Below are 21,817 nucleotides of genomic sequence, written 5' to 3'. Positions count from 1 at the left end.
TCGTTTAAGAATATTTGGCTCCTCGCCTCGATTTTCCCGCAATTACAAAAAAGAGTCCAAATATAAATTCTGATATTATAAGATCAGAAAGCCCCCCTATTGGACAGGGAGGCTTTTCTTTTTACGCGCAGGCCGGTTGACGAGAACGATGCCGGCAACCACCAACACTAATCCAGCAATGACAAAATAATGGAGCGCTTCCCCAAGGAGCATCGATGATAAAAAGACGCCGAATACTGGCACTAGGAACAGGTACAGCGACACTTTTCCGACCTGATTGTATTTCATGACATTGTTCCATAAGATGAATCCCGCAGCAGACAGGAAAGCCAAATAAATAAGTATCAACCCAGATTTTAAGGTAAACTCAAATGGAACTAGTCCAACTGTAAAAGCACCGATCGCAATCAAACCTAAAGAGCCGAGGACCATCTGGTAGGCGGTCGAATAAATGACTTCCATCTTGGCACTTCCCTGTTTTGCAAGGATATTGCCGTACGCACCAGCAAGCATTGCGCCCATGAGCAGGATTTCGCCGATTCCAAAGTGAATTTCATAATCACCATTTGGCCAGTTCGCAAAAATAACCCCGGTAAACCCAATCATCAAACCAGCGACCTTTAGACGATTCATCTTGTCGTCTGGATACAGAAAGTGGGCCAGCAGGATCTGAAAGAAGGAAGTCGTTCCGGCGATAATTGATCCTTGAATGCCCGTTGAGTAGCTAAGCCCAATGTAGAACAATACATATTGAAGAAATGTTTGGAACAGTCCTATTTTTAAGAGAGGTTTGATTGTCTCTGTCCTGAATTTCATATTCCTTTTTAACAACACGAACAAAATCAGGATCAGAAGCCCCGCAAGCAGGAAACGGTAACCCGCAAACAGCATTTGCTCTCCCGTTTCATCCGGCTTGATGTCCAGACTTGCATAGCTCAATTTGATGAAAGGGAACGCACTTCCCCAGAGGAAGGTTGCCCCCACTGCCGACACTACAATGCCAAGCGGATGAGTGAAAAAATCTTTAGTTGTCATTTATCTTCTCCTTAGCTAAAGCATAATTCTTTTAAAAAGTATATATTGATGGTAACATAACAAAGAATAGAATATGTAACTTTTGCTCTTGCTTTTATGCTGTCACCTTTCCGGTGGCAGCTTTCGTATTTTTTAAGGGTAATGATTGTGATTATTACTATCAATTAGAATTATCAAGGAGGAGAAAAGGATGGCACAGGGTGCTAATGCAATTGCAAAACAAAACAGTGTTCCAAAAGAGAGTTTAATTGGGAAAATGAAACCTCACGCAGAGCTGATTGCCGCCAGCATCAGCGGAGTCCTGATTGCGGCAGGATGGATCCTTAGCAAAGGAGATTCCCAAACAACATCGGTCATCGCTTTTATCCTGGCCTATGTAATTGGGGGCTTCGCCAAAGCGAGGGAAGGCGTCAAAGCAACCATCGAGGAAAAAGAATTAAATGTGGAAATGCTGATGATTTTAGCAGCGATCGGCTCGGCGATCATCGGATATTGGACAGAAGGCGCGATTTTGATTTTCATCTTTGCGATGAGCGGAGCGCTCGAAACGTATACGATGAATAAAAGCCAAAAGGAAATTTCCTCACTGATGGAACTGCAGCCAGAGGAAGCATTGAGAATCACCAATGGGATCGAAACGAAGGTCCATGTTTCGGAATTAAAGGTCGGCGATTTGATTTTGATTAAACCGGGTGAAAGAGTCCCCTCGGACGGAAAAATCACCAAGGGTCAGACGACAATTGATCAAGCCGCGATCACTGGGGAGTCCATTCCTGTCTCAAAGGAAGCTATGGATGATGTATTCGCAGGCACTGTAAACCTGACAGGCTCGTTGACAGTTGAAATCACGAAACCGACCAACGAAACACTATTTCAGAAGATCATCCAGCTTGTCCAGAATGCACAGAGTGAAAAATCTCCATCGCAGCTATTCATTGAACGATTTGAAGGCCGATATGTAAAAGCAGTGCTCCTCATTGTGCTCTTGATGATGTTTGTTCCGCACTTCCTGCTAGGCTGGAGCTGGACAGAAACGTTTTACAGGGCGATGATCCTGCTTGTTGTCGCCTCGCCATGTGCTTTGGTTGCTTCCATTATGCCGGCTACCTTGTCAGCAATTTCGAATGGGGCGAAGCATGGAATATTATTTAAAGGTGGCGTTCACTTGGAAAATCTCAGCCACTTGAAAGTCATCGCCTTCGATAAAACAGGGACCCTGACGAAGGGCAAGCCGGAAGTGACTGATGTAATCGTAGCGGACGGGATGGACCGTGAGGAAATTTTATTAAAAGCCGCATCAATCGAGAGTCACTCCAACCATCCACTGGCAAATTCCATCGTGAAATATGCGAAAGAAGTACTCGGCAGAGAGCTTTTGGATCCTGATGGCATTGAGGATGTTTCTGGATGGGGGGTAAAGGCTCGCTTTGAAGACGAAGATTGGAAGATCGGGAAAGCAGACTTTGTCGGCAGACCTGCTGCTGAAGCCTTTTCTGATGGAACAGCAGTAAAACTTGCATCTTCAGGCAAGACGATTGTTTTTATCGAACGGAACGGCCAGCTTGCAGGCTTGATCGCCCTCAAGGATGTAGTTCGAGAGGAAACGAAACAGGCAATTGATCTGTTAAAATCAAAAGGAATTTACACAGTTATGCTGACAGGAGACAGCCAAAACACAGCAAAGGCTATTGCTGCTGAAAGCCATGTCGATGCCTATGTAGCGGAATGCCTCCCGGAAACAAAAGTGGAGGAAATAAAAAGGCTAAAAGAGAAATACGGCCAGGTCGCTATGGTCGGCGACGGCATCAATGATGCTCCGGCACTCGCAACTGCCAATGTCGGGATCGCCATGGGAGAAGGCTCTGACGTCGCCCTCGAAACAGCAGACGTCGTTCTTATGAAAAACGACCTTCCTAAGATTGCCGAAGCCATCAATCTTTCTCGTCGGATGAATCGAATTGTCAAACAAAATATTGTCTTTTCCATTATAGTGATCATGGCCCTGATCGCCTCGAACTTCCTGCAGTTCATCGATCTGCCTTACGGAGTCATCGGGCACGAAGGAAGCACGATCCTTGTCATATTAAACAGTTTGAGACTATTGAAATAAAGTTAACTCCCGCTCGGATTTCTGATCCTGCGGGAGTTTTTTGATTGGCAAGTTCAGCAGCCTTTTTTCTTTTCACTAAAATAGGCATTGATTTCCCCGCCTATGATGATGATGTATGCTGACAAATAGAGCCAGATCATCAGTACGATGATAGCACCGATACTGCCGTACATTGCGGTGTAGGAAGTGAAGTTGCTGACATAGAAGGAAAATCCGAGCGAGGCGAGTACCCAGCCTCCGGTTGCAAAAATAGATCCTGGCAATCCGCTTACGCAAGTTAACTTTTTATTCGGTGCGATCCAGTACAACCCGAGAAAAACAATAAAAAGGATCAAGATACTAATCAGCCAGCGAAGCATGTTCCAGACGTAAATGAACTCTTCCTTCAATCCAAAATTTGCAAACAGCCAACTGCCGATCTCTTTTCCAAATACAGGCAAAATCAAGGCGACAAGAAAAACAAAGATCATTCCGAATGTCAAAAAAATCGACATTAACCGGCTGACGAAAAAGGACCTTGTTTCCTCGACTCGATATGCTCGGTTAAAGGCCATTACAATCGCATTGATGCCATTCGAAGCAGACCAAATGGTCGCAAGCAAGCCGAAAGATAATAGCTTTCCGTCTTTTTTCATGATATCCTCCAGGCTTTTTTTGATTAAGTCCATCGATTCGCCAGGAGCATAATCATCAAAAAAACCAAGAATATCCATTTCGGAGATTGGCAAATATGGAACCAAAGTAACTAGAAAGATCAAAAGCGGGAACAAGGAAAGCAAGAAAAAATAGGCAAGCTGGGCAGCAAGTGCTGGAACATCGTCCTCCTGTATCCTGTGCCACATATGCCTAAAAAATGAAATATCAATCATAGATCACACCTCTTATTTTCTTCCTGCTTCAGCTGCTAAACAGCATCATCCTTGTCCATCTATATGCTATTTTGAATCTGCTGATGCGGCAATTTTCCTCAGTGACTCTTTTGTTTCTTTCACCAATTCGCTAATCTGAGGCGGCACATCCTTGATTTCTTCCACTTTTTCCGTGATAAACGCAATATCTTCTGTTACTTGTTCCACCGTTGTACGCACCTTATTCGCTGTTTCCTTCATGTTGTCGATGAATTCATTCGGGTGCTTCACAACATAATTCACTTCACTCGATACTTTGCTGAAATCTGCTTTTACTGCCTGACGTGTCGATTTTTCCAAAAGACTTACTGCACCCCCGGCAATTGCGCCTAAAAATATCCCCATCCAAAACCTTTTTGAACTGCCCATTTTTCTCCTCCTTAAGATCGTGCTTATCATTTTGCAGACCGTCCTTGCCTGCTACCTACCTAACATTTTCCACGATAGCGATCACTTCATGCAAGCAAACAGAAAAAATTTTTAATAATTCTCAAAAACTCCAATCCGCTTCGCACTCTGAAGATGTTCTCCTTGTACTAATATCGTTGACTTTTTTTGACGGACGTGGAAAGATAGTTGTACAACCTTTGAAAGGATGAATGGAGTGGACTTAACTAAAAATTCCTCTGAAAACGTGGATTACATGATTGAAAAGATCAAGGAAAAATTGAATGTCATGAATCTCGGCGCAATCAAATCGACACATTTTGACGGCGAGATGTATGAAGAACTGAAGGAAATCTATGACATGATCATGCGAAAAAACACTTTCAGCCCGAATGAAATGCAGGCAATCGCCGAAGAGTTAGGAAACTTAAGAAAGCGGTAAAGCAAGCAGGCACTAGCTGTGAAACAGTGCCTGTTTTTTTATGTCAAAATCTTTTTTGTTTCCACTATGGATATATTGTTATAAAATAGTGTTAATACTTTCCAAGGGGAGTGAGGAACCGTGAAAAAACTAACCGTGTTCGCGCTCAGCTTGTTTATCCTGATATTATTTGCCCACGGAACCCTTCCAGCCCAAAAAAACGTTACAGTTGACGTCAAATCAAAAGTTATTCTTTCAATGGAGCAAGGGCATGAAGAATTCCCAAGTCCCGATTTGGATGATAAAAAAACACTATTCAGCTTGAATGGACCCATCCTTCTTATCTCCACAATCCTTTACACCTTAATAAACCGCCGTGTAATAAGGAATGAACGTCAATTTTCATTCTTAAAGGCAGTCTTTTTCCAATCGAGTTATTTGCGTTAATCTCCTTGATAATCAAAATAAACAATCAAGGAGGAATGGACATGTGGTTTCGATATGTAATGATTGGATTCTTTTCCCTGACAGCATTCAGCTTCCTATTTTATCAGGGGATAGAATTTTATCTGGCATTCATCGATTTATTCAAACAAAATAAGTAATAAGAAAGCGGTCCTCCTATTTGGAAGACCGCTTCTTCGTTTTTAAGCTGCCTCCATCCAGTCTTCCCTCATCACTTCGGCATAAAAGCTGAGGAACTCCTTAAAGAAAGGAAGCGTAATTTTTGTTGCTGCGTTGTCGAGCAATGGCTTCAGGACTGGCTTGATGTATCGGTTCAGCATCTCTGCTTCGATTTCTTCCAGCTGCTTTAGAGAATCCTGCTCACCTTCTTGCTCTGCCTTGATTTCCCCTTGTAAAATCGAGCTCATGAACGCAGTCATATTGCCGAAGTGATCCGGCAGCCGATCCTGCTCAAGCGGGAAGAAAAAAGCCGTTTTTTCATAAAGGCCGATCAAGCACAACAGCTCGTGCCTGCGGACTTCTTCATCTTCGGATTTCTTTGTATAAGATGAAAAGTAAGGAGAGACAAAGTGATCTCCCGGTATGAAAAAGTGATTGTCATACCAGAGCTGCACTTCATCCCGATTATACAGCGAATGAAAGGAGAGCTCCTTCCGCATTCCTTCAGGGATTTCGTTCATGAATGCTTCATAAGTATCCCAGTCTCCTAACCAGATGCTTGTCATGATATTGGCAATCGCCAGCTTTCCATATCGTTCTTCCATTATTGTCTCCACCTTTATTTTACAGAAATTTATTGGCTTCCGCCCCAAGGTTATTAAGCTTTATCAATATCGACAAAAACGTCCTGCTGTGCCGGGCCGCCTGCAAGCAGATCTGCAAGAAATCCTTCGAAGTAACTATTGTCTTTATCAGCTAATGCGTTGACCGAAAAGCCTCTTCCTCTTTCTTTTGCATACCCTGTCTCTTCCTGTCCTGGTTTGTTAATTTCAAAGGGCAAATGACCGTATGCTTTAACTGGTTCGGTTTTCTTACCGTCAATTTTTATTTCAGATGAACCGTATGCACTCTGACCAAAGCTAAAGTTTGCCCCTACGACACCCGGCTTAATCCCCTCCGTTACCAGGACTGCTGCCCTAACCTTTGTACTATTTGAGGAGATAAATACTTCATCTCCAGTTTTAATGTCTCTTTTTGAAGCATCTATTGGGTTAACCCAAAGGAAATTTTCGGAACGGATCTCCCTAAGCCAAGCATTACTTTCAGTCCGATGAGTTGCCATGTTCCGAGACTTCCAGTTAATAAATTGAAGCGGTTTATTCGGTTTGTAAACTTCCCCATTATACGTACGGATCTCCTCTGCAAATGGGACTCCTTCAAAGAACTTTCCGGTATATGCACTCTTGAATCCAGCTGCTTTTTCATCATAGAAATGGACAAGATTATTCCATTGGTATTTGAGCTGGTTTCCTCTATATTCATCCCCCTGTGGCTCAAAACGGCCACCTCGGTTCAGCACATATATTACTTTTGACCATTCTTCTGGTTTCACTGTGTTTTTCAGCTTGTTGACATCAAAATATTTTCCTAATGCATTTTTCCTTGCTTTTTCAAAAATCTTCATTTCTTCTGCATTTGCATCCTTAACCGGCTTCTTGCCATCGAAAGCTATATTTGCGATCCGTTTCAAGTAATAATCCTCAGGAGTGTGGATTGATGATCCATCTACCAGAGCTTTTTCCCCTACCCCCGGAAGACCCATAGCTTTTAAAAGATCGATATAAACTTGTTCTGTAGGCCTTGCCTCAGGAACAATGCGAGTTACTGGCTGAATGACCCCTGCAAACTTATACTTTATGATTGGGAAGATATCCTCCGCGTTCCAGCTTTCTAGGTATGCTAAATCTGGCAAAACATAATCTGCAAACTTTGTCGTTTCACCGATGACAATATCAGAGGAAACAACCAGTTCTACCACTTTAGGGTCTTTAATGAATTTTTCCTGCATTTCGGATCGAGGACCTGCTATTACAGGAGATGTCCGATTAATGATCAGGGCACGTATCTTATATGGATACCCTTCTGCTGAACTGGGCAGAACATCCTGGATCAGTTTGTTTCCAAGCGGGTACCAAGGACGTTTCGCCGGATAACCATCTTTCTTGAATAAAGAAGTCTTCTCATACGGAACCTTATGGCGTGTTACCGGGATTCCCCAAGCTTTGTTTGCATTTGGGACAGTAGCGAGATCATAGCGACCTTCTGTTGCTTTGAACTTGGCACTTAAAGATGTATCGCCACCCTTCCAGTCATGGTTTCCTACTAGGTGATTCAGCATATTGATCGCACGCACACTGTAATATCCATTGGCGTGCATAGCAGGACCACGATAAGAATGAATGCCAACCTTTTTGCCGTGTGAGGTAAATTCTCTTGCAAGTTGATTGATCTGGTCGACTGGGACATCGCACATTTTCGAATAGTTTTGCATAGTTTTTTCCATTGCTTTTTCTTTAAATAAAGTAAACACGGATTTTACTTTAATCCCATTAATAACAGTATTTACTTCAAGTTTTCCATGGCTAGCCTTTGTATGTGCTACTGGTATCCCATTTTCCAAAACGACAAATTCCTCCGCACCAAGTCCCAAGTCCTTTGCTCTTAGAAAAGGTCGTTTCTTATCACTGGCATTAACTAGATAAGATGCATCACTCCATGTTGTTTCTCCATCTGTTTCTGCAGAATCTTTATTGGGATTTTGCAAGTACAATTCATCATAGCGATTATTCTCGATAATCCAGCGACACATAGCCATTGCAAGAGCTCCATCCCCACCAGGTTTTACTGGAATCCACTGATGTGCTTTCTCGGCGGTTTTACTAAAACGAGGATCAATGACTACCATTTTCATTCCACGCTCAAGCGCGTTCGTAATCATTGGCGCAAAAGTAGTTGGTCCACGATTTGCAGTCATAGGGTTCGTTCCCCAGACAATGACCATTTCAGCATTTTCATAATCAGGAATCATTCTCTTTTTTTGTTTTTCGCTATCATGTGAACGTACATTGCCCATTACACTTGTTATACCGCAATAGCCACCGTGATCGTAATAGTTCGCTGTTCCAAGACTTCCACCCGCCAGACGTTCAATGAACTCACGCCGGTGGCCAGCCATGACTGCAATTTGATTTGCCTTCGGTCCTAAATCCGGGTGTTTTGTATCAATCAGTACATCTTTGTATTTTTGGTCGAATTCCTCCTGCTTCATTTCGCCACTTTCTATTTTTGTCCAATCTTCCATCACAACAGATTCAGGAACGTAAGACCAGATAGTCTTAAGTCCAGGAGTTTTAAGATCTGCGCTTCCTTCCAAAATTTCTTTATATGCCTGATCCCAGGTAATCGTTTTCCAGACTCCACTTCCTCGTTCTCCAACCCTCTTTAGAGGCTTCTGTACACGGAATGTGTCGTATGCAGTCTGAATGCCAGCCTGCCCTTTAAGACAAGTCCTCGCTCCCCGGAAACCTCGACCAGTCTTGGCTACATCTCCTGTGCCTTTAACAGCTTGCGCTACTGGAGTGTCATAGTTGATATGGCCGTATGGAACCATATTGAGCGGACTGTACTGGTTTCCTGCAATTTTTCGTACAAGTGATGAGTAAGGACCATTCTGGCTCCCAGGCATGATATAAGCTTTTATCGTACATGTTGCATTACATTGCTGGCAGGAGGTAAAAATAACATTTTCTGCTGTATAATCCTGATAAAAGGTTCCTACGCCGTGTACTTCGTCTTCTGTCCACACTCCGCCAAGGACCTGTTTAACCGGGCCGACAAATGCCGGACCGACAAGCGCGACGGCCCCAAAAGTACCAAGTGCTTTGAGAAATCCTCTCCGATTCATTTCTTTACTCATGCTGGCTCACTCCGTTTTCACTAGTTTCATCTTCTTCAATTGGCAATAGTTTTTCGCCAATAGTATAAATAAGGAGGCACATCGCTAGCAGGCCGATTGTGGTGATCCATTCAGACAAGTTAGGGTAATAGTTTCCTTGCGGCAATCCTTCAAGCTGCGGGACAATCAGGCTTGGCACTACCATATTGAAACGTACGCCAACAACCCCAACGATCGTCATGATTGCTGCTGCAAGGATCCAGTTGACCGATTGCCTCGTTTTCTTGACAAAAAGAATGGTTAATGGAAACACCATCGCCAGACCCATCTGGAATAGCCAGAAACTCCATGACCAGGCACTTGTTGTCATCAATTTCATCGTAGCGAGTTCCTCGTGTTGTAAGCCATAAGACCCTATGAGAAATTCATACCATTCCAGCCCTAGCTCAATTACTAGGAATAACGCAAGCATTCCTCCAAGGGCTTTTACCATTGTCACATCAATCGGCTTCTTCTGCACTTTGTTTTTAATAACATAAATTGCGATAGCGAGTGCAGTTCCTGAAACGAGTGCTGAAAGAATAAAAATAATCGGAAACAACCCAGAGTTCAGGAAAGGTCTTGCTTTTAAGACAGCAAATATTGAACCGGTCCCACCATGGACACCGAAAATTGCCAATGGTATCCCTATAATACCAAGGATTTTTAGCAGCTTGCGGTCTTTCCCCTTATCTATATCAGTCATTTCTTTTTTGTTAAAGACAAGTATCTGGTAGATTTTACTCTTAACTCCTTGGGATGTTTTTGAAAGTTTGATAAGGTCACCTCTCATAGTCAAGTACAATTCAGTAACCAATAGAATTAAATAAACAATATAAAAATGAATTTCCCATGACATTGTGCTCGTCACATTCCAGTAAATGACTGAATTGAAAACATGATCAGGACGGCCAAGATCCAGGAAAATAAAAGTTAAAGCAGTAATCATGCTCACAATTGCCGACAATAGAGCTGAACGTCCAATTTTTTCATATTGTTCCATCCCAAAGCCGTATACCAAAGTAGACAACAGGAACGACCCTGCGCTCATTCCAATAAAATATATATAAAAGGCAACCCATCCGCCCCAGGGAACAGTGTTCGATAGATTCGTAGAGGACATTCCCTGAAGAAGAAATCCGTCAATTATTGAATAAACGCCCAGAATGAAAACGGCTGACAGGATCAACCACCACATTTTTTCTAGTGTGTTCATCCTTTTCTTTATACCAACATCGTATATCGGCTGATTAAGTTGTGCTTTAGTGTCCATGTATCTCACTCCTTTATCGTAAGTAAACAACCCGAGGCTGAGTTCCTAGTTCTTCTTTTAACCTAAAGGCCCTTGGGCTTGCAGCCAGTTTAGAAACAACACTGTTTGGATCATTAAAATCTCCGAAAAAACGAGCATCTCCAATACAAGTTTCTACGCAAGCTGGCTCTTCTCCACGTTCAAGTCGATGAAAGCAAAAATTACATTTTCTTACGGTACCCTCCGGAACTTTTCCTTTTTTCCGTTTGCCTCGATCCATTCCATATTCTGGAGAAGTTATTTCATCATATCCAGTCATTTCTTCTTCATAACCGTTTCCAAAATCATATGATCTTGCTCCATATGGACAAGCAACCATACAATACCGGCAGCCAATACAACGATCATTATCGATTGCAACAATCCCGTTTTCCATTTTGAAGGATGCCCTTGTCGGACAAACCTGTACACATGCCGGCTTGTCACATTGCATACATGGACGGGGAAGATTCATCACGGAAATATTCGGGTAACTCCCAAGCTCTGTTTCAAGGACTACGTTATATGACATACCAGGCGGTGTACGATTCTCAGCTTTGCATGAGACGGTACAAGTATCACAACCAATGCATTTTTTAAGGTCAATAACCATGCCCCATTTCGGACCGGTATACTTTTTGTCTTTGCTTACTTCTGGTCCAGAAACAAAGTGGTCTCCAAACTCACTTATTAATGAAGCAGAGTACACTTTATGGAAATCCTCAATTTTTATCTTTCCCGCTATCACTTTTCTTGCATCCCTTGCCATATCTAAACCAAGCTTTGTATCATAAGGTGATTGTTCAAGTTCCTTCTCACCATCTGGAAGAATGTTATTCACCATATCTCCAAACTCTTTAATAGAAGGGGCAACTTTTGAAAACAAACCCATTAGGATCAATCCTTTCTTTATTTGCTGTTTTCTTTAGAGATGTTTTTTACTTCTTTTATTTCTTCTGATATATCCTCAGTCAGCTCTCTTGTCGATTTCTTGAATTCCTTCAGCGTCTGTCCGAAGGCCCTGCCGATTTCAGGCAGCTTTTTCGGTCCAAAGATGATCAAAGCCAAAGTGAGGATTAAAACCAAACCTGGAATGCCAATATTCGATAGCATGTCGCCACTTCCTTTTCTAGTTTTCTTGCTTATTTATAATGCAAGCTGCGTGCCAACTTTTTTAAAACGTGGTGTTGACCGCTGTGCTTCCTTGCGGGAGTAGGGCTTAGGGGAAAGGTGACACTTTTGTGAACGCGAAAAAGCGGCTGAGAACGGATTTTTTGTCCGCCCTCAGCCGCTGGTTATCTGACATTTTGGCATGGTACTGCATTTTCGACATGTGACATTTTGGCATGGTACTGCATTTTTGGCAGGTGAAATAGGATGCCTAATCCCATAACGGAAAAGTTTTACCTGGGGTATAGACTCTTCCTTTCTTCTCCCCTGATCTGTTCAAGTCCAATCTGGACAGCATTCTTCTCGACTGGTGAATGGAGGATATTCCAAGAAAATCCCTAAATTGTCCGTTATTAATCGACTGTCCATTAATGAGAAAATAATCTTTTAAAGCAGCAATATGGGCATCTTTTGAAATGTGGCCGCATCTTTTACACCCCCACAGGCTATGAAATCTTTCCATGCCAAATGTATTACAGGCTGGACACTCCACTCCTTTCTGCAAGTCATCATAAGGGAGATTCAACGCTTTTAGATCCGGGATATATGGTTTATTTTTTTTGAGTAAAAACTTCACTATTTTCTTAGTTTCTTGGTCTGATATTATCTCATTTTGATATTTTACAAGGTAAGGGTTGATTTTATAGAAGATACCGGGGGACTTGAATACTCTTTGGCTAACTTCTTTGTTTTGGGTTGGATTTTTGATGATGGCTTGTGAATGGGTGATCGCAACGAACGGTTCGATCGGAGGCGGTGAATATTGATGACTGATTAGAAATGCTTTCAGTTGACGCGCTTGTATTTTCGTCTGGAGAACGGGATCGGGGTATACCTTTTCATTTCCGTTTAAATATTGGATCATTTGATTGAATTCTGGATAAAACTCCAGCGTTCCTGCATAATATTTTGAATCAATTGGTATGATCAATGAGTTTGAGATTAATAAGGAGTCAATTTGAAAGTGTGTATCGTTGAAGGGGATCCTTAAATCATGCAAAATTGTTAATTTTGAGTGGTCGATTTGTGAGATATGGTAATCTAATTCTTTCTCACCTTTGTATCCAGCTCGTTTTCTCGCTAACCTGCTCTCCAATTCTGCTTTACGCGGATGATTGATCGGTAATCGACTTACAATTGCCTGATAAATTCTCACTTCTTTTGGAATGGATCGATTTTTCGCTATCAAAAGCTTCACTCCTTGTTTGTAATGCTCTTATTATTCGATATAAATGCTTAAATTACCTTCTAATTAATTTGTGAACATTTTTATTGGCGGAGTTCACAAGTTTATTGGCGATAATTTCATTTTATTGGCGATAATCATTTTTTATTGGCGATTTCACTCTATTTATTGGCGATAATCAAAATTTATTGGCGAACTGGAAATTCAGCGAGTTTTTTTCCAGTTCGCCGCCTTCATAAAAACTATTCTTTCAACCCATATTGGTCAATTTTCCGGTAGAGATTCCGTACGCTGATGCCGAGCACTTCTGCAGCTTTGGTTTTGTTCCAGTTCATTTGTTTCAAGGCATTTTCGATGTGAATTTTTTCGACTTCTTCAAGTGAGCAAAGCTTGGAAGCGGGAACGACTGCATGCTGTTTCGGCAAAAGCAAATCATCCGCTTCGATGCGGCTGCCCTTTGATAAGAGCACGCCGCGTTCGATCAAATGGCTGAGCTCGCGGACATTTCCTGGAAAACCATACTGCTCCAGCGCGGCAAACGCTTCTGCCGACAACTGCTTTGACGGGTCTTTTGTCCTCGCGATAAAGTACTCAATCAGTGCAGGCAAATCGCCCTTCCGTTCACGCAGCGGCGGAATCGTCAGCTTGACGACATTTAACCGATAATACAAATCTTCGCGGAAACGACCTTCAGCGACTTCTTTTTCCATGTCCCGATTCGTTGCGGCAACAACGCGGACGGTCACATGATGCTCGCGTACATCGCCGACGCGGCGGAACTCACCTGTCTCCATAAACCGCAGCAATTTTACCTGAAGCGCCAATGGCATTTCCCCAAGTTCATCCAAAAACAGTGTCCCGCCTTTCGCGGCTTCAACCAGACCTTTTTTATCTTGGCTCGCTCCAGTAAAGGCACCCCGGGCGTGCCCGAACAATTCGCTTTCCAGCAGATGTTCAGGTAACGCACCAGAGTTCACCGGCACGAATGGTTCATCGGCTCGCATGCTCCAGTAATGGAGAGCCTTAGCGAACAGCTCCTTCCCGGTACCGCTCTCGCCCTCAATCAATACAGGCACATTACTGTCAGCAATCCGATGCGTCATTTCTATCACTTCTTTAAAATTGGCACTCTCCCCGATGATGTGGAATTCATTATGCTGAGCGATGATCTTTTTCATCGAAGCATTTTTCTCTTTGAGCACCTTATTTTCCGCAGCCTTGCCGATCGTCAATTCCAGTTCTGATAGATTATAAGGCTTAGTGATATAATCGAAAGCGCCCATCTTCATTGCTTCAATCGCGGTATCGATGGTTCCATGCCCGGTCAGGATCAGCACCTCAATATCGGACTGAATTTTCTTCGTTTCTTTTAACAGCTCGATGCCATCCATTTGAGGAAGTCGAATATCATAAACGCCGATGTCGTATTCATTCTTTTTCACAAGCTCAAGAGCATCCTCTGCCGTACCTGCGCTATCCACGTCAAATCCCTTCCGCTTTAGCCGCCTCACCAAAAGCTCCAGCAAATCCTGTTCATCATCCACGACTAACAGCCTTGTTGCTGACATTAATAGCCACCTCCATCATTCCTCATGCTGGGTTTCTAGCCTGATTTCCCATCGCCAATTCTTCGCTTTGCATCCGCTCTGCGGGCAGCTGGATTTCCACTGTTGTTCCTTCTTCCGGTTTGCTGTCTATCGTAATTGTCCCGCCGAATTGCTGGATAATGCCATAGCAGACGGATAGTCCAAGTCCGGTTCCTTTGCCGATCGGCTTCGTTGTAAAGAATGGATCGAACAATTTATCCATCGCTTCGGCTGGGATTCCATGGCCGCTGTCGATCACTTTGATGGATACGGTTCCGTCAACTGTCGTTGTTGCTGAAATGACCAGCCTTCCTTCGTTTTCCAGCGCATCGACCGCGTTATTGATTAGATTGACGATGACCTGCATAAGTTTAAGTCCGTCTCCCCTTATCACTGGTAACGTATCAGCGATCTGGAGTTCAAGTTGGACCCGCTGCTTCTTCAGCTGGTGCTCGACAAGGCTAATGCTGTTCTCAATGATTTCCCTGACACGAATATGGTCTTCCATCCAGTCATTTTTACGGGAAAAATTAAGTAAGTTCCCGGTGATTCGTTTGCAACGCTCGGTATTCTCCTTGATTTTACGAAGATAGTGCTCCATCTCATCCTGATCGAGATCTTCGTCGCCAGCCTGGATTCGATCAATCAAATCCTCCGCATACACATTAATGGTCGCCAGCGGATTGTTAACTTCATGTGCGAAGCTCGACGCCATGATGCCAAGCGCACTCAGTTTATCTGTCTGGATCATCGTTTCTTCCATTTGTTTTTGTTCGGTAATATCCTCGAGGACGACGAGGAACTCACCTTCTTTCTCAATCGCATGGTTCAGCGGAAACACCCTATGTCTGAAAAGCCGCTCGCCATTTGCGCCATCCTTGAACTTCATCACTTCATCGGCGATTTTATCCATGTCTGGACAGGTAATCGGACAATTCTGGCAAGGCGTACTTTCCCCGCCAATTACCGCATAACAAGGCAACGACAGCCGATCCTCCTTTAACCAACCTGTTAAAATCGGATTCATCCAGGTGATCTGGTACTCTTTTGTCACAAGCGCCAATCCTGCGCCAATCCCGTTCACTACGACATCGAGCCGTTCCTTTTCCTGTTCAAGCAATCTTGATTTTTCCAACAGTTCCTTGCTCATATCGTTAAAGGAATCTGCCAGTTTCCCCAGTTCATCCGTGCGCCTCATTTTCACAGGACTGATTTTACGACCCTGCTTCAAATTGTTCATTTCTCTGTCAATGGAGACGATCGGCCTTGTAAAATATAGACCAGCCCATACGCTGATCAGGCTGACGGTTAGAATCAAAAGGGCGACTGCCCCTATGCCGCTCTGCAACATCCGATTGATTGGTGCGAATGCGGTCATTTTTGGCTGCTCCATCACGAGAGTCCAATTTAATTCATTAATTTTGGCTGTTACGCCAATCACATCTTCGCCTGTAGAAGGCTGCTTTTGCCAAATTCTGCTGTAATCCTGATGGGCGATCACCCGGTCCTTATCATCAACCAAATAGATATAGGATGAATGATCCTGGCGCATGGACGATATTTTTCCGATGATTTTTTGAAGCTGGACTACAACGCCGACTGCTTTTTTTGTGTCATTTTCATAAAAGGGAATCGCCAGTTTCATGACCGGCTGGCCATACTGATTAAACGCAACCTGGCCATATACCTTTTCGCGTGTCTGCAGCTGGAACCACATATCATCTGTGAACCATTGTTCCTTGCTCCCCGTGATATTTAGGTCAAATCGGGAAACTCGCTTTTCAACAAGGCCTTTGTCATCCGCGATTACGACCTCTTCGACCGATTCATTTTGCTGCAAAAGCTCATATAAAGCAGTTTGTTTTTCAGCTAATAAATGGAGGGATGCAAGGACCTGAATCCGTTGGAATGTCTGGCTGAATTCCACCTCAATTTCACGGGACAAATTCTCGAGCACAAGATGCTGTTTTTCCATGATCCGCGTTTCTAGATCTGCCTTTACAAAAGAATAATAGAATATGCTGATGAGCAGCAGCGGAATCGTCGACATTGCCACCCCAAACACTAGAACCTTGTTCCGAATCGGCTGTGACTGCATAAAATCGATCATCGCTTTCATGGATTTCGGCCTCCTTGCGCATCAGGATGGACAAGCTCCGCTAACTTCAGCAAATCTTCATTATAACGGATGCCAAGTGCGTCCTTCGTCTGCTGGTTGACGACGAAACGAATGCCATCTGGCAGTTCTACCGGAAGTTCTCCTGGCTTGTTCCCCTGAAGAATCAAGCTGACAAATCTTGCGGCCTGGTAGCCTTGTGAATGAAAGCTGGAACCATAGCTTGCCAAAAGCCCCTTTTCTACCTCGAAATCATATAACCCCATTGCGGGAATTTTTTTCTCCTCGGTGAGCTTGACAATGTCTTCTGTCAGCGATTCAATTCTGAAACTGGGCAGAATGAGAATCGCCTCTCCCTCCTTGCCGGTTTTCCACAATCTATCCAGACATTCCTTCGAGCTTGCATCGCATGGAGCTATTTCAACACCAAGCGCATTGGCAGCAATTCTTGTTTCTTTAAGGCTTATTTTGCTGACATCTATTTTGCTGTCATAAATGACGTGCACCTTTTTAATATTTGGAACGAGTGATGTCAGCATTTCCAATCTCTTTCCAGAGATACTTGCATGATAATTATTGATTCCGGTAAACATCCCGCCAGGTGACTTGTAATCCTTGATCAGGCCAAGTTCCTTCGGGGCAGCAAGACCGGCAAAAACAACCGGGATTGTGATTTTTTTCTTATCCAGCTCTGCCTTTAAACGCTGAGATTCGATGGCTCCAAGCGTAACAATTAAATCAGGAGCCGTTTGAAGAAGATCCTCGATTTGCTTGTCGAGCAGCTCCTCATCATCTCGCGCATTTTTTACTGTAAAATGAATCTCCTTGTTGCTGTAACCGAGATCTTTCAGCCCGTTTTCTAAGCCAGTGAACTTTTCAAGCCGGTTTTCCCCAATCATCAGGACCCCAATTTCCGCTGGCTCATCGGCTTTGAATCCAGGAAAAGCGTAGAGAATAGCCGAAACGGCAACCGTCGTCAGGAAAAAGAAATACCATTTTGTTTTCACCTTCATTGCCCCCATTTTCCGCTATTTACTACCACTATAACGGAAAAACCAACGTAGCCATCTTGTAAAAAAGGATAATTTTATGAACATAAAATCAGGTCCCTCTCGATTAGAGAAGGACCTGGTTTCTTTTTTTAATTCTTTTCAACAGCGTGGCCGCCGAATTCGTTTCTTAATGCGGCAACAACCTTGCCTGTGAACGTATCGTCTTCAAGTGACCGATAGCGCATCATCAGGGACAGCGCAATGACTGGAGCTGCAGTTTGCAGATCAAGTGCTGTCTCCACCGTCCATTTTCCTTCGCCAGATGAATGCATAACGCCCTTGATGTTCTCTAGCTTAGGCTCTTTAGAGAAAGCATTCTCCATCAGTTCCATCAGCCAGCTGCGGATGACGGAGCCGTGGTTCCAAACGCGGGACACTTCTTGGTAGTCGTAATCGAACGGGCTCTTCTCGAGGATTTCGAAGCCCTCGGCGATTGCCTGCATCATTCCGTATTCAATACCATTGTGCACCATCTTTAGGAAGTGGCCGCTACCAACCTTCCCAGTGTAAAGATAGCCTTTTTCGATGGAGATATCCTTGAAGACTGCCTCAACATGGGCGAAAACCTCTGAGTCGCCACCGATCATTGTGCAGGCACCATCGCGGGCGCCTTCCATCCCGCCGCTTGTGCCCACGTCCATATAGTGGATGCGGGCAGCAGACAGCTTTTCTGCACGCCTTATCGTATCCTTATAGTTGGAATTTCCGCCATCAATTAGGATATCGCCTTCCTCGAGAATCGGGGTAAACTTCTCGATTACCTGGTCAATCAAATCGCCAGCAGGAATCATCAGCCAAATCACGCACGGTTTTGGCAGCATGTCCACCATTGCCTGATAGTCCGCTGCAATCTCGGCGCCTTCTCCCTTGATTTTCTGCATTGCCTCTTCATTTATATCATTCGCCACTACCTCATGGCCGTTTTCCATCAGATTCAATACCAAATTATAGCCCATTTTTCCAAGGCCGATCATTCCTAGTTTCACTTTGATGCACTCCTTTTCTGCAAAAAGAATCGAACGCCATTATAATATCAAATATTTTTTCATATGTATATAAAATAAAAGAAAATAATTTTCATCCACTAATATCTTTTCGTGGAAATCGCTTCTCTGATTTTTTGGAGATTCTCCAAGGTTTGTTCCTGCCTCCGTACGGAAACTGCCACGTGAAGCACGTCCATCAGGCTTAACTGGACAAGTCTAGAAGCCAGTGCCTCAGACCGGAAAAGCGTTTCGCGTGAAGTAGTGTAGAGAACATGATCCGCTTGCTTCGATAATGGTGACTTGTAATGGCCGGTGATGGCGATCGTCGCTGCTCCGTTAGCTTTTGCTACTTTTAATGCTTCTGTGACATCTTTATTGCTGCCGCTATGCGAAATGCCAATTGCTGCTTGTCCGGGTCCAAGCAGCGCAGCAGAAATAATTTGCTGATGTCCGTCACTATGGGCATTGCAATGGATGCCTGTTCGGAGGAACTTATGGTAGGCATCCATTGCAATCGCTGATGAGCCGCCTGATCCGAAAAAATCAATTCTTGAAGCCTGGGATAGAATCTCGACAATCCTCTCAAGAACTTTGGCATCCAATAGATTCAGCGTTTCTTTCATCGCCTCCATATGTCCGGCAAACACCTTTTCCGCCAGGGTTCCGACGTCATCTTGTTCCATTATTTCTTCATGGATATTTTTAATTGGTTCCACCAATTCGCTGGCAAGAGCTATTTTGAAGGCTTGATAGCCCCTGAATCCAAGCCGTTTGCAAAAGCGGAAAATAGTAGCTTCGGCAACAGAAGCATACTCCGCAAACTCGGTGATGGAAAGGTGAATGATTTCTACGGTGTTCTGTAAGATATAATCGGCGACAACCTTCTCCTTTACAGAAAGCGATGGGTAGATTGCTTTTATTTTAACGATGACATTCCCTTCCTTGTTCATTTTATCGCCCCCTTTTGTACCAGAAAATTTTCAAATATATATACGAAAGCTGAAAATTTTTTTCATGCTTAGGAAAAAACAAATGCTATTTTTCATTCTGATCGGTCAAAATAATCGGGCCATCTTTCGTGATGGCGATGGTATGTTCAAACTGGGCAGATAGTTTGCCGTCAATGGTTCTTGCTGTCCATCCATTGTTATCCATCTTCGTTTTCCACTCCCCGATATTGACCATTGGTTCAATCGTGAACACCATGCCTTCCTTTAGCCGCAGCCCTTTTCCCGGCAGGCCAAAATGAGGAATATCAGGCTTTTCATGAATCACCGAGCCGATTCCATGTCCGATAAACTCACGCACAACCGAAAGCCCTTCCCCCTCTACATAAGACTGGATTGCATGCCCAATATCGCCAATCCGATTACCCGGTAAAGAAGCAGCGATCCCGCGGTATAAAGCCTCTTTTGTCACATCCAGCAGTTTTTGCGACCGCTCGCTGATGTTCCCTACCGCATAGCTCCAGGCAGAATCGGCCAAGGCACCATTCAGGTTGACAACCATGTCAATCGTCACAATGTCCCCCTCTTTCAATGCTTCTTTCCGTGGAAATCCGTGGCAAACCTCATCGTTCACGCTGGCACAAGTGGCATATTGATAATTCCGATAGCCTTTTTGCTCAGGTGTCGCCCCATGCTTTTTCAAATAATTCTCTACAAATTCATCTATTTCCCATGTTGTAACCCCAGGCTTGATGATTTTGTGCAACTGCTTATGCACAGCAGCAAGTAATTTTCCAGCTTCCTTCATATTTTCTATCTCTCGAGCCGATTTCAAAACAATCATTCTGTCATCTCCCTGATTTAATTCATCCTCTATCTTATCTTATACGTAAAATTTCGCAAAATGAACTAGTTTATCACCTGGATCCTTTTAGTATTTTTTAGCGAGAATTTTTGCTCCAAAAAAAAACCCTTCTGCCGAAGCAAAAAGGTTTCACCTAAAAATTTATTGCAACACTTTTAGTGCCTCGCGATTGAACGCGGGGATATCCTTCGGTTCCCTGCTTGTCACCAGTTGGTTGCAGCAGACGACGACTTCCTTGTCCATGTATTTCGCTCCCGCATATTCCATGTCGACGCGTATCGACTTGTAGCCAGTTGCTCCTCGGCCTTCAAGTGTTTTGGCTGTCAATAACAATTGCGGACCATGACAAATCGCAAATACTGGCTTTTTCTCCTTCATAAAGGATTTGGCAAATTGGACGAACCGATCATCCTCGCGCAGCTGATCGGGAGAAAAGCCGCCTGGGATGAATAATGCATCAAAATCTTCCGGTTTTACCTCGTCAATGCCCTGCTCAATTTTAACCTCTGCTTTTCCTTGCTTGCCTTTTACTGTCTTTCCTTTTTCTTTTTCAATCGTAACCACTTCATGTCCTGCCTCCGTAAACGCACGGGAAGGCTCAAGGTATTCAACATCTTCAAATAGATCGGTTATCAAACAGGCGATTTTCTTTCCCATAAATTCAACACTCCTTTAAAAAAATTCTCCACTATTCTATTTTCCCCTGTTTGCCACCGCCAAAACATCGAAAGCCCTCTTAATAAAAAGCTGAAAAATGATTTAATTTCTACAGATTTGAGCTATAATTTGTTTAAGACAGCATTAGGGAGAGAGAGCATCATGAAAAATGGCTATATCAATGTGATGGAAGAAGTGGTTTCCACTCTTGTCAATGTGTTAATGATGAGCCCGGATTACCAGACATTTTGCAATTGTCAAAAGTGCCGGAATGATATAATCGCCATCAGCCTGAACACTCTTCCAAGTCACTATGTCACGACAGAAGACGGCCGCAAAATGGTATTTGAACAGCTTAACACCCAAGACAACAGAGCATGGATCAATAAACGGATTATCAGTGCCATCCATCTAGTCGGAAAATACCCGAAGCATTAAGAAAAACCGGGCAAACTGCGCCCGGTCCTTTTTTGGGTTTGGCTGATAATCGATTTCCACCAGAAACTCGCTTTCCGCGGGGCGACAGGTGAGCCTCCCCTCACTTCGCTCAAAACTTTCCGATAGCAAGCGCGCCTATCACCATCCAAATAAATTATTTCACCCCAAACCCTCACAGGACTGGTTTTTTTGGTAAGAACATAGAACCTGTCAAAATAACGGAGCTTTCTTGACAACTTTCCGCTCTACACCCACAAACCTGT

20 protein-coding genes are annotated in these 21,817 nt (G+C 43.6%); 4 read left to right on the top strand and 16 right to left on the bottom strand.

The window, feature by feature from the left end:
- Positions 1 to 96: 96 nt before the first annotated feature.
- The gene (locus tag UB32_RS07000) at positions 97 to 1,035 is read right to left on the bottom strand and encodes a DMT family transporter (RefSeq protein WP_044392358.1); all 939 of its coding nucleotides are present in this window, start codon (positions 1,033 to 1,035) and stop codon (positions 97 to 99) included.
- A gap of 190 nt (positions 1,036 to 1,225) precedes the next feature.
- Here UB32_RS07000 and UB32_RS06995 point away from each other — a divergent pair, with 190 nt between their 5' ends.
- Positions 1,226 to 3,145, top strand: a complete 1,920-nt coding sequence (locus tag UB32_RS06995; protein WP_044392356.1) for a heavy metal translocating P-type ATPase — start codon at positions 1,226 to 1,228, stop codon at positions 3,143 to 3,145.
- A 53-nt stretch (positions 3,146 to 3,198) separates the two neighbouring features.
- Here UB32_RS06995 and UB32_RS06990 read toward each other — a convergent pair whose 3' ends face one another.
- Together UB32_RS06990 and UB32_RS06985 are read right to left on the bottom strand one after the other, a co-directional pair.
- On the bottom strand, positions 3,199 to 4,014 hold the full coding sequence (locus tag UB32_RS06990) for a YihY/virulence factor BrkB family protein (RefSeq protein WP_044392355.1): 816 nt from the start codon (positions 4,012 to 4,014) through the stop codon (positions 3,199 to 3,201).
- Between the two features lie 66 nt (positions 4,015 to 4,080).
- Positions 4,081 to 4,422, bottom strand: coding sequence for a hypothetical protein (locus UB32_RS06985; RefSeq protein WP_044392353.1), 342 nt, complete (start codon positions 4,420 to 4,422; stop codon positions 4,081 to 4,083).
- A 235-nt stretch (positions 4,423 to 4,657) separates the two neighbouring features.
- Here UB32_RS06985 and UB32_RS06980 point away from each other — a divergent pair, with 235 nt between their 5' ends.
- Positions 4,658 to 4,882 (top strand): DUF1128 domain-containing protein, encoded by a 225-nt coding sequence (locus tag UB32_RS06980; RefSeq protein ID WP_044392352.1) that lies wholly within the window; start codon positions 4,658 to 4,660, stop codon positions 4,880 to 4,882.
- 120 nt (positions 4,883 to 5,002) lie between these two features.
- Positions 5,003 to 5,308, top strand: a complete 306-nt coding sequence (locus tag UB32_RS06975; protein ID WP_044392339.1) for a hypothetical protein — start codon at positions 5,003 to 5,005, stop codon at positions 5,306 to 5,308.
- A gap of 200 nt (positions 5,309 to 5,508) precedes the next feature.
- Here UB32_RS06975 and UB32_RS06970 read toward each other — a convergent pair whose 3' ends face one another.
- From UB32_RS06970 to UB32_RS06910, 13 genes are all read right to left on the bottom strand, one after another.
- A complete protein-coding gene (locus UB32_RS06970) occupies positions 5,509 to 6,090 on the bottom strand; it encodes a molecular chaperone TorD family protein (RefSeq protein WP_044392338.1) in 582 nt (193 codons plus the stop codon).
- Positions 6,091 to 6,143: 53 nt separating this feature from the next.
- On the bottom strand, positions 6,144 to 9,242 hold the full coding sequence (locus UB32_RS06965; protein ID WP_044392337.1) for a molybdopterin-dependent oxidoreductase: 3,099 nt from the start codon (positions 9,240 to 9,242) through the stop codon (positions 6,144 to 6,146).
- A complete protein-coding gene (nrfD, locus tag UB32_RS06960) occupies positions 9,235 to 10,533 on the bottom strand; it encodes an NrfD/PsrC family molybdoenzyme membrane anchor subunit (protein WP_084221750.1) in 1,299 nt (432 codons plus the stop codon). Before nrfD ends, UB32_RS06965 begins: the two co-directional genes overlap by 8 nt.
- A gap of 13 nt (positions 10,534 to 10,546) precedes the next feature.
- Positions 10,547 to 11,443: a 4Fe-4S dicluster domain-containing protein gene (locus UB32_RS06955; RefSeq protein WP_044392336.1), complete on the bottom strand. Its 897-nt coding sequence runs from the start codon at positions 11,441 to 11,443 to the stop codon at positions 10,547 to 10,549.
- Positions 11,444 to 11,460: 17 nt separating this feature from the next.
- Positions 11,461 to 11,664: a twin-arginine translocase TatA/TatE family subunit gene (locus UB32_RS06950; RefSeq protein ID WP_044392335.1), complete on the bottom strand. Its 204-nt coding sequence runs from the start codon at positions 11,662 to 11,664 to the stop codon at positions 11,461 to 11,463.
- A 268-nt stretch (positions 11,665 to 11,932) separates the two neighbouring features.
- Positions 11,933 to 12,910 carry a nuclease-related domain-containing protein gene (locus UB32_RS06945; RefSeq protein WP_044392334.1) on the bottom strand — a complete coding sequence of 326 codons (978 nt, stop codon included), beginning with the start codon at positions 12,908 to 12,910 and terminating at the stop codon, positions 11,933 to 11,935.
- 239 nt (positions 12,911 to 13,149) lie between these two features.
- On the bottom strand, positions 13,150 to 14,475 hold the full coding sequence (locus tag UB32_RS06940) for a sigma-54-dependent transcriptional regulator (protein WP_044392333.1): 1,326 nt from the start codon (positions 14,473 to 14,475) through the stop codon (positions 13,150 to 13,152).
- Positions 14,476 to 14,497: 22 nt separating this feature from the next.
- On the bottom strand, positions 14,498 to 16,612 hold the full coding sequence (locus UB32_RS06935; RefSeq protein ID WP_044392331.1) for an ATP-binding protein: 2,115 nt from the start codon (positions 16,610 to 16,612) through the stop codon (positions 14,498 to 14,500).
- Entirely contained in the window at positions 16,609 to 17,616 is a 1,008-nt protein-coding gene (locus UB32_RS06930; protein ID WP_044392329.1) for an ABC transporter substrate-binding protein, read from the bottom strand. Before UB32_RS06930 ends, UB32_RS06935 begins: the two co-directional genes overlap by 4 nt.
- Before the next feature lie 134 nt (positions 17,617 to 17,750).
- Positions 17,751 to 18,647, bottom strand: coding sequence for a phosphogluconate dehydrogenase (NAD(+)-dependent, decarboxylating) (gnd, locus tag UB32_RS06925; RefSeq protein WP_044392328.1), 897 nt, complete (start codon positions 18,645 to 18,647; stop codon positions 17,751 to 17,753).
- Between the two features lie 98 nt (positions 18,648 to 18,745).
- Positions 18,746 to 19,597 carry a MurR/RpiR family transcriptional regulator gene (locus UB32_RS06920; RefSeq protein ID WP_044392327.1) on the bottom strand — a complete coding sequence of 284 codons (852 nt, stop codon included), beginning with the start codon at positions 19,595 to 19,597 and terminating at the stop codon, positions 18,746 to 18,748.
- An 85-nt stretch (positions 19,598 to 19,682) separates the two neighbouring features.
- Positions 19,683 to 20,438, bottom strand: a complete 756-nt coding sequence (map, locus tag UB32_RS06915) for a type I methionyl aminopeptidase (protein ID WP_044392325.1) — start codon at positions 20,436 to 20,438, stop codon at positions 19,683 to 19,685.
- A gap of 162 nt (positions 20,439 to 20,600) precedes the next feature.
- Positions 20,601 to 21,116 carry a type 1 glutamine amidotransferase domain-containing protein gene (locus UB32_RS06910; RefSeq protein WP_044392323.1) on the bottom strand — a complete coding sequence of 172 codons (516 nt, stop codon included), beginning with the start codon at positions 21,114 to 21,116 and terminating at the stop codon, positions 20,601 to 20,603.
- A 162-nt stretch (positions 21,117 to 21,278) separates the two neighbouring features.
- On the opposite strand from UB32_RS06910, the gene UB32_RS06905 reads away from it, so the two are divergent.
- On the top strand, positions 21,279 to 21,554 hold the full coding sequence (locus UB32_RS06905) for a late competence development ComFB family protein (RefSeq protein WP_044392321.1): 276 nt from the start codon (positions 21,279 to 21,281) through the stop codon (positions 21,552 to 21,554).
- The last annotated feature ends 263 nt before the right edge of the window (positions 21,555 to 21,817 follow it).

The sequence above is a fragment of the Mesobacillus subterraneus genome (assembly GCF_000934845.1).
Classification (GTDB): Bacteria; Bacillota; Bacilli; order Bacillales; family Cytobacillaceae; genus Mesobacillus; species Mesobacillus stamsii.
The sequence above is the reverse complement of the archived record's forward strand: the minus strand, read 5'-3'. Positions and strand labels throughout refer to the sequence as shown.

Coding starts and splice junctions, on each gene's coding strand:
- UB32_RS07000 (WP_044392358.1), bottom strand. CDS start 1,035: ATGACAACTAAAGATTTTTTCACTCATCCGCTTGGCATTGTAGTGTCG.
- UB32_RS06995 (WP_044392356.1), top strand. CDS start 1,226: ATGGCACAGGGTGCTAATGCAATTGCAAAACAAAACAGTGTTCCAAAA.
- UB32_RS06990 (WP_044392355.1), bottom strand. CDS start 4,014: ATGATTGATATTTCATTTTTTAGGCATATGTGGCACAGGATACAGGAG.
- UB32_RS06985 (WP_044392353.1), bottom strand. CDS start 4,422: ATGGGCAGTTCAAAAAGGTTTTGGATGGGGATATTTTTAGGCGCAATT.
- UB32_RS06970 (WP_044392338.1), bottom strand. CDS start 6,090: ATGGAAGAACGATATGGAAAGCTGGCGATTGCCAATATCATGACAAGC.
- UB32_RS06965 (WP_044392337.1), bottom strand. CDS start 9,242: ATGAGTAAAGAAATGAATCGGAGAGGATTTCTCAAAGCACTTGGTACT.
- nrfD (WP_084221750.1), bottom strand. CDS start 10,533: ATGGACACTAAAGCACAACTTAATCAGCCGATATACGATGTTGGTATA.
- UB32_RS06955 (WP_044392336.1), bottom strand. CDS start 11,443: ATGGGTTTGTTTTCAAAAGTTGCCCCTTCTATTAAAGAGTTTGGAGAT.
- UB32_RS06950 (WP_044392335.1), bottom strand. CDS start 11,664: ATGCTATCGAATATTGGCATTCCAGGTTTGGTTTTAATCCTCACTTTG.
- UB32_RS06940 (WP_044392333.1), bottom strand. CDS start 14,475: ATGTCAGCAACAAGGCTGTTAGTCGTGGATGATGAACAGGATTTGCTG.
- UB32_RS06935 (WP_044392331.1), bottom strand. CDS start 16,612: ATGAAAGCGATGATCGATTTTATGCAGTCACAGCCGATTCGGAACAAG.
- UB32_RS06920 (WP_044392327.1), bottom strand. CDS start 19,597: ATGAACAAGGAAGGGAATGTCATCGTTAAAATAAAAGCAATCTACCCA.
- map (WP_044392325.1), bottom strand. CDS start 20,438: ATGATTGTTTTGAAATCGGCTCGAGAGATAGAAAATATGAAGGAAGCT.
- UB32_RS06910 (WP_044392323.1), bottom strand. CDS start 21,116: ATGGGAAAGAAAATCGCCTGTTTGATAACCGATCTATTTGAAGATGTT.
- UB32_RS06905 (WP_044392321.1), top strand. CDS start 21,279: ATGAAAAATGGCTATATCAATGTGATGGAAGAAGTGGTTTCCACTCTT.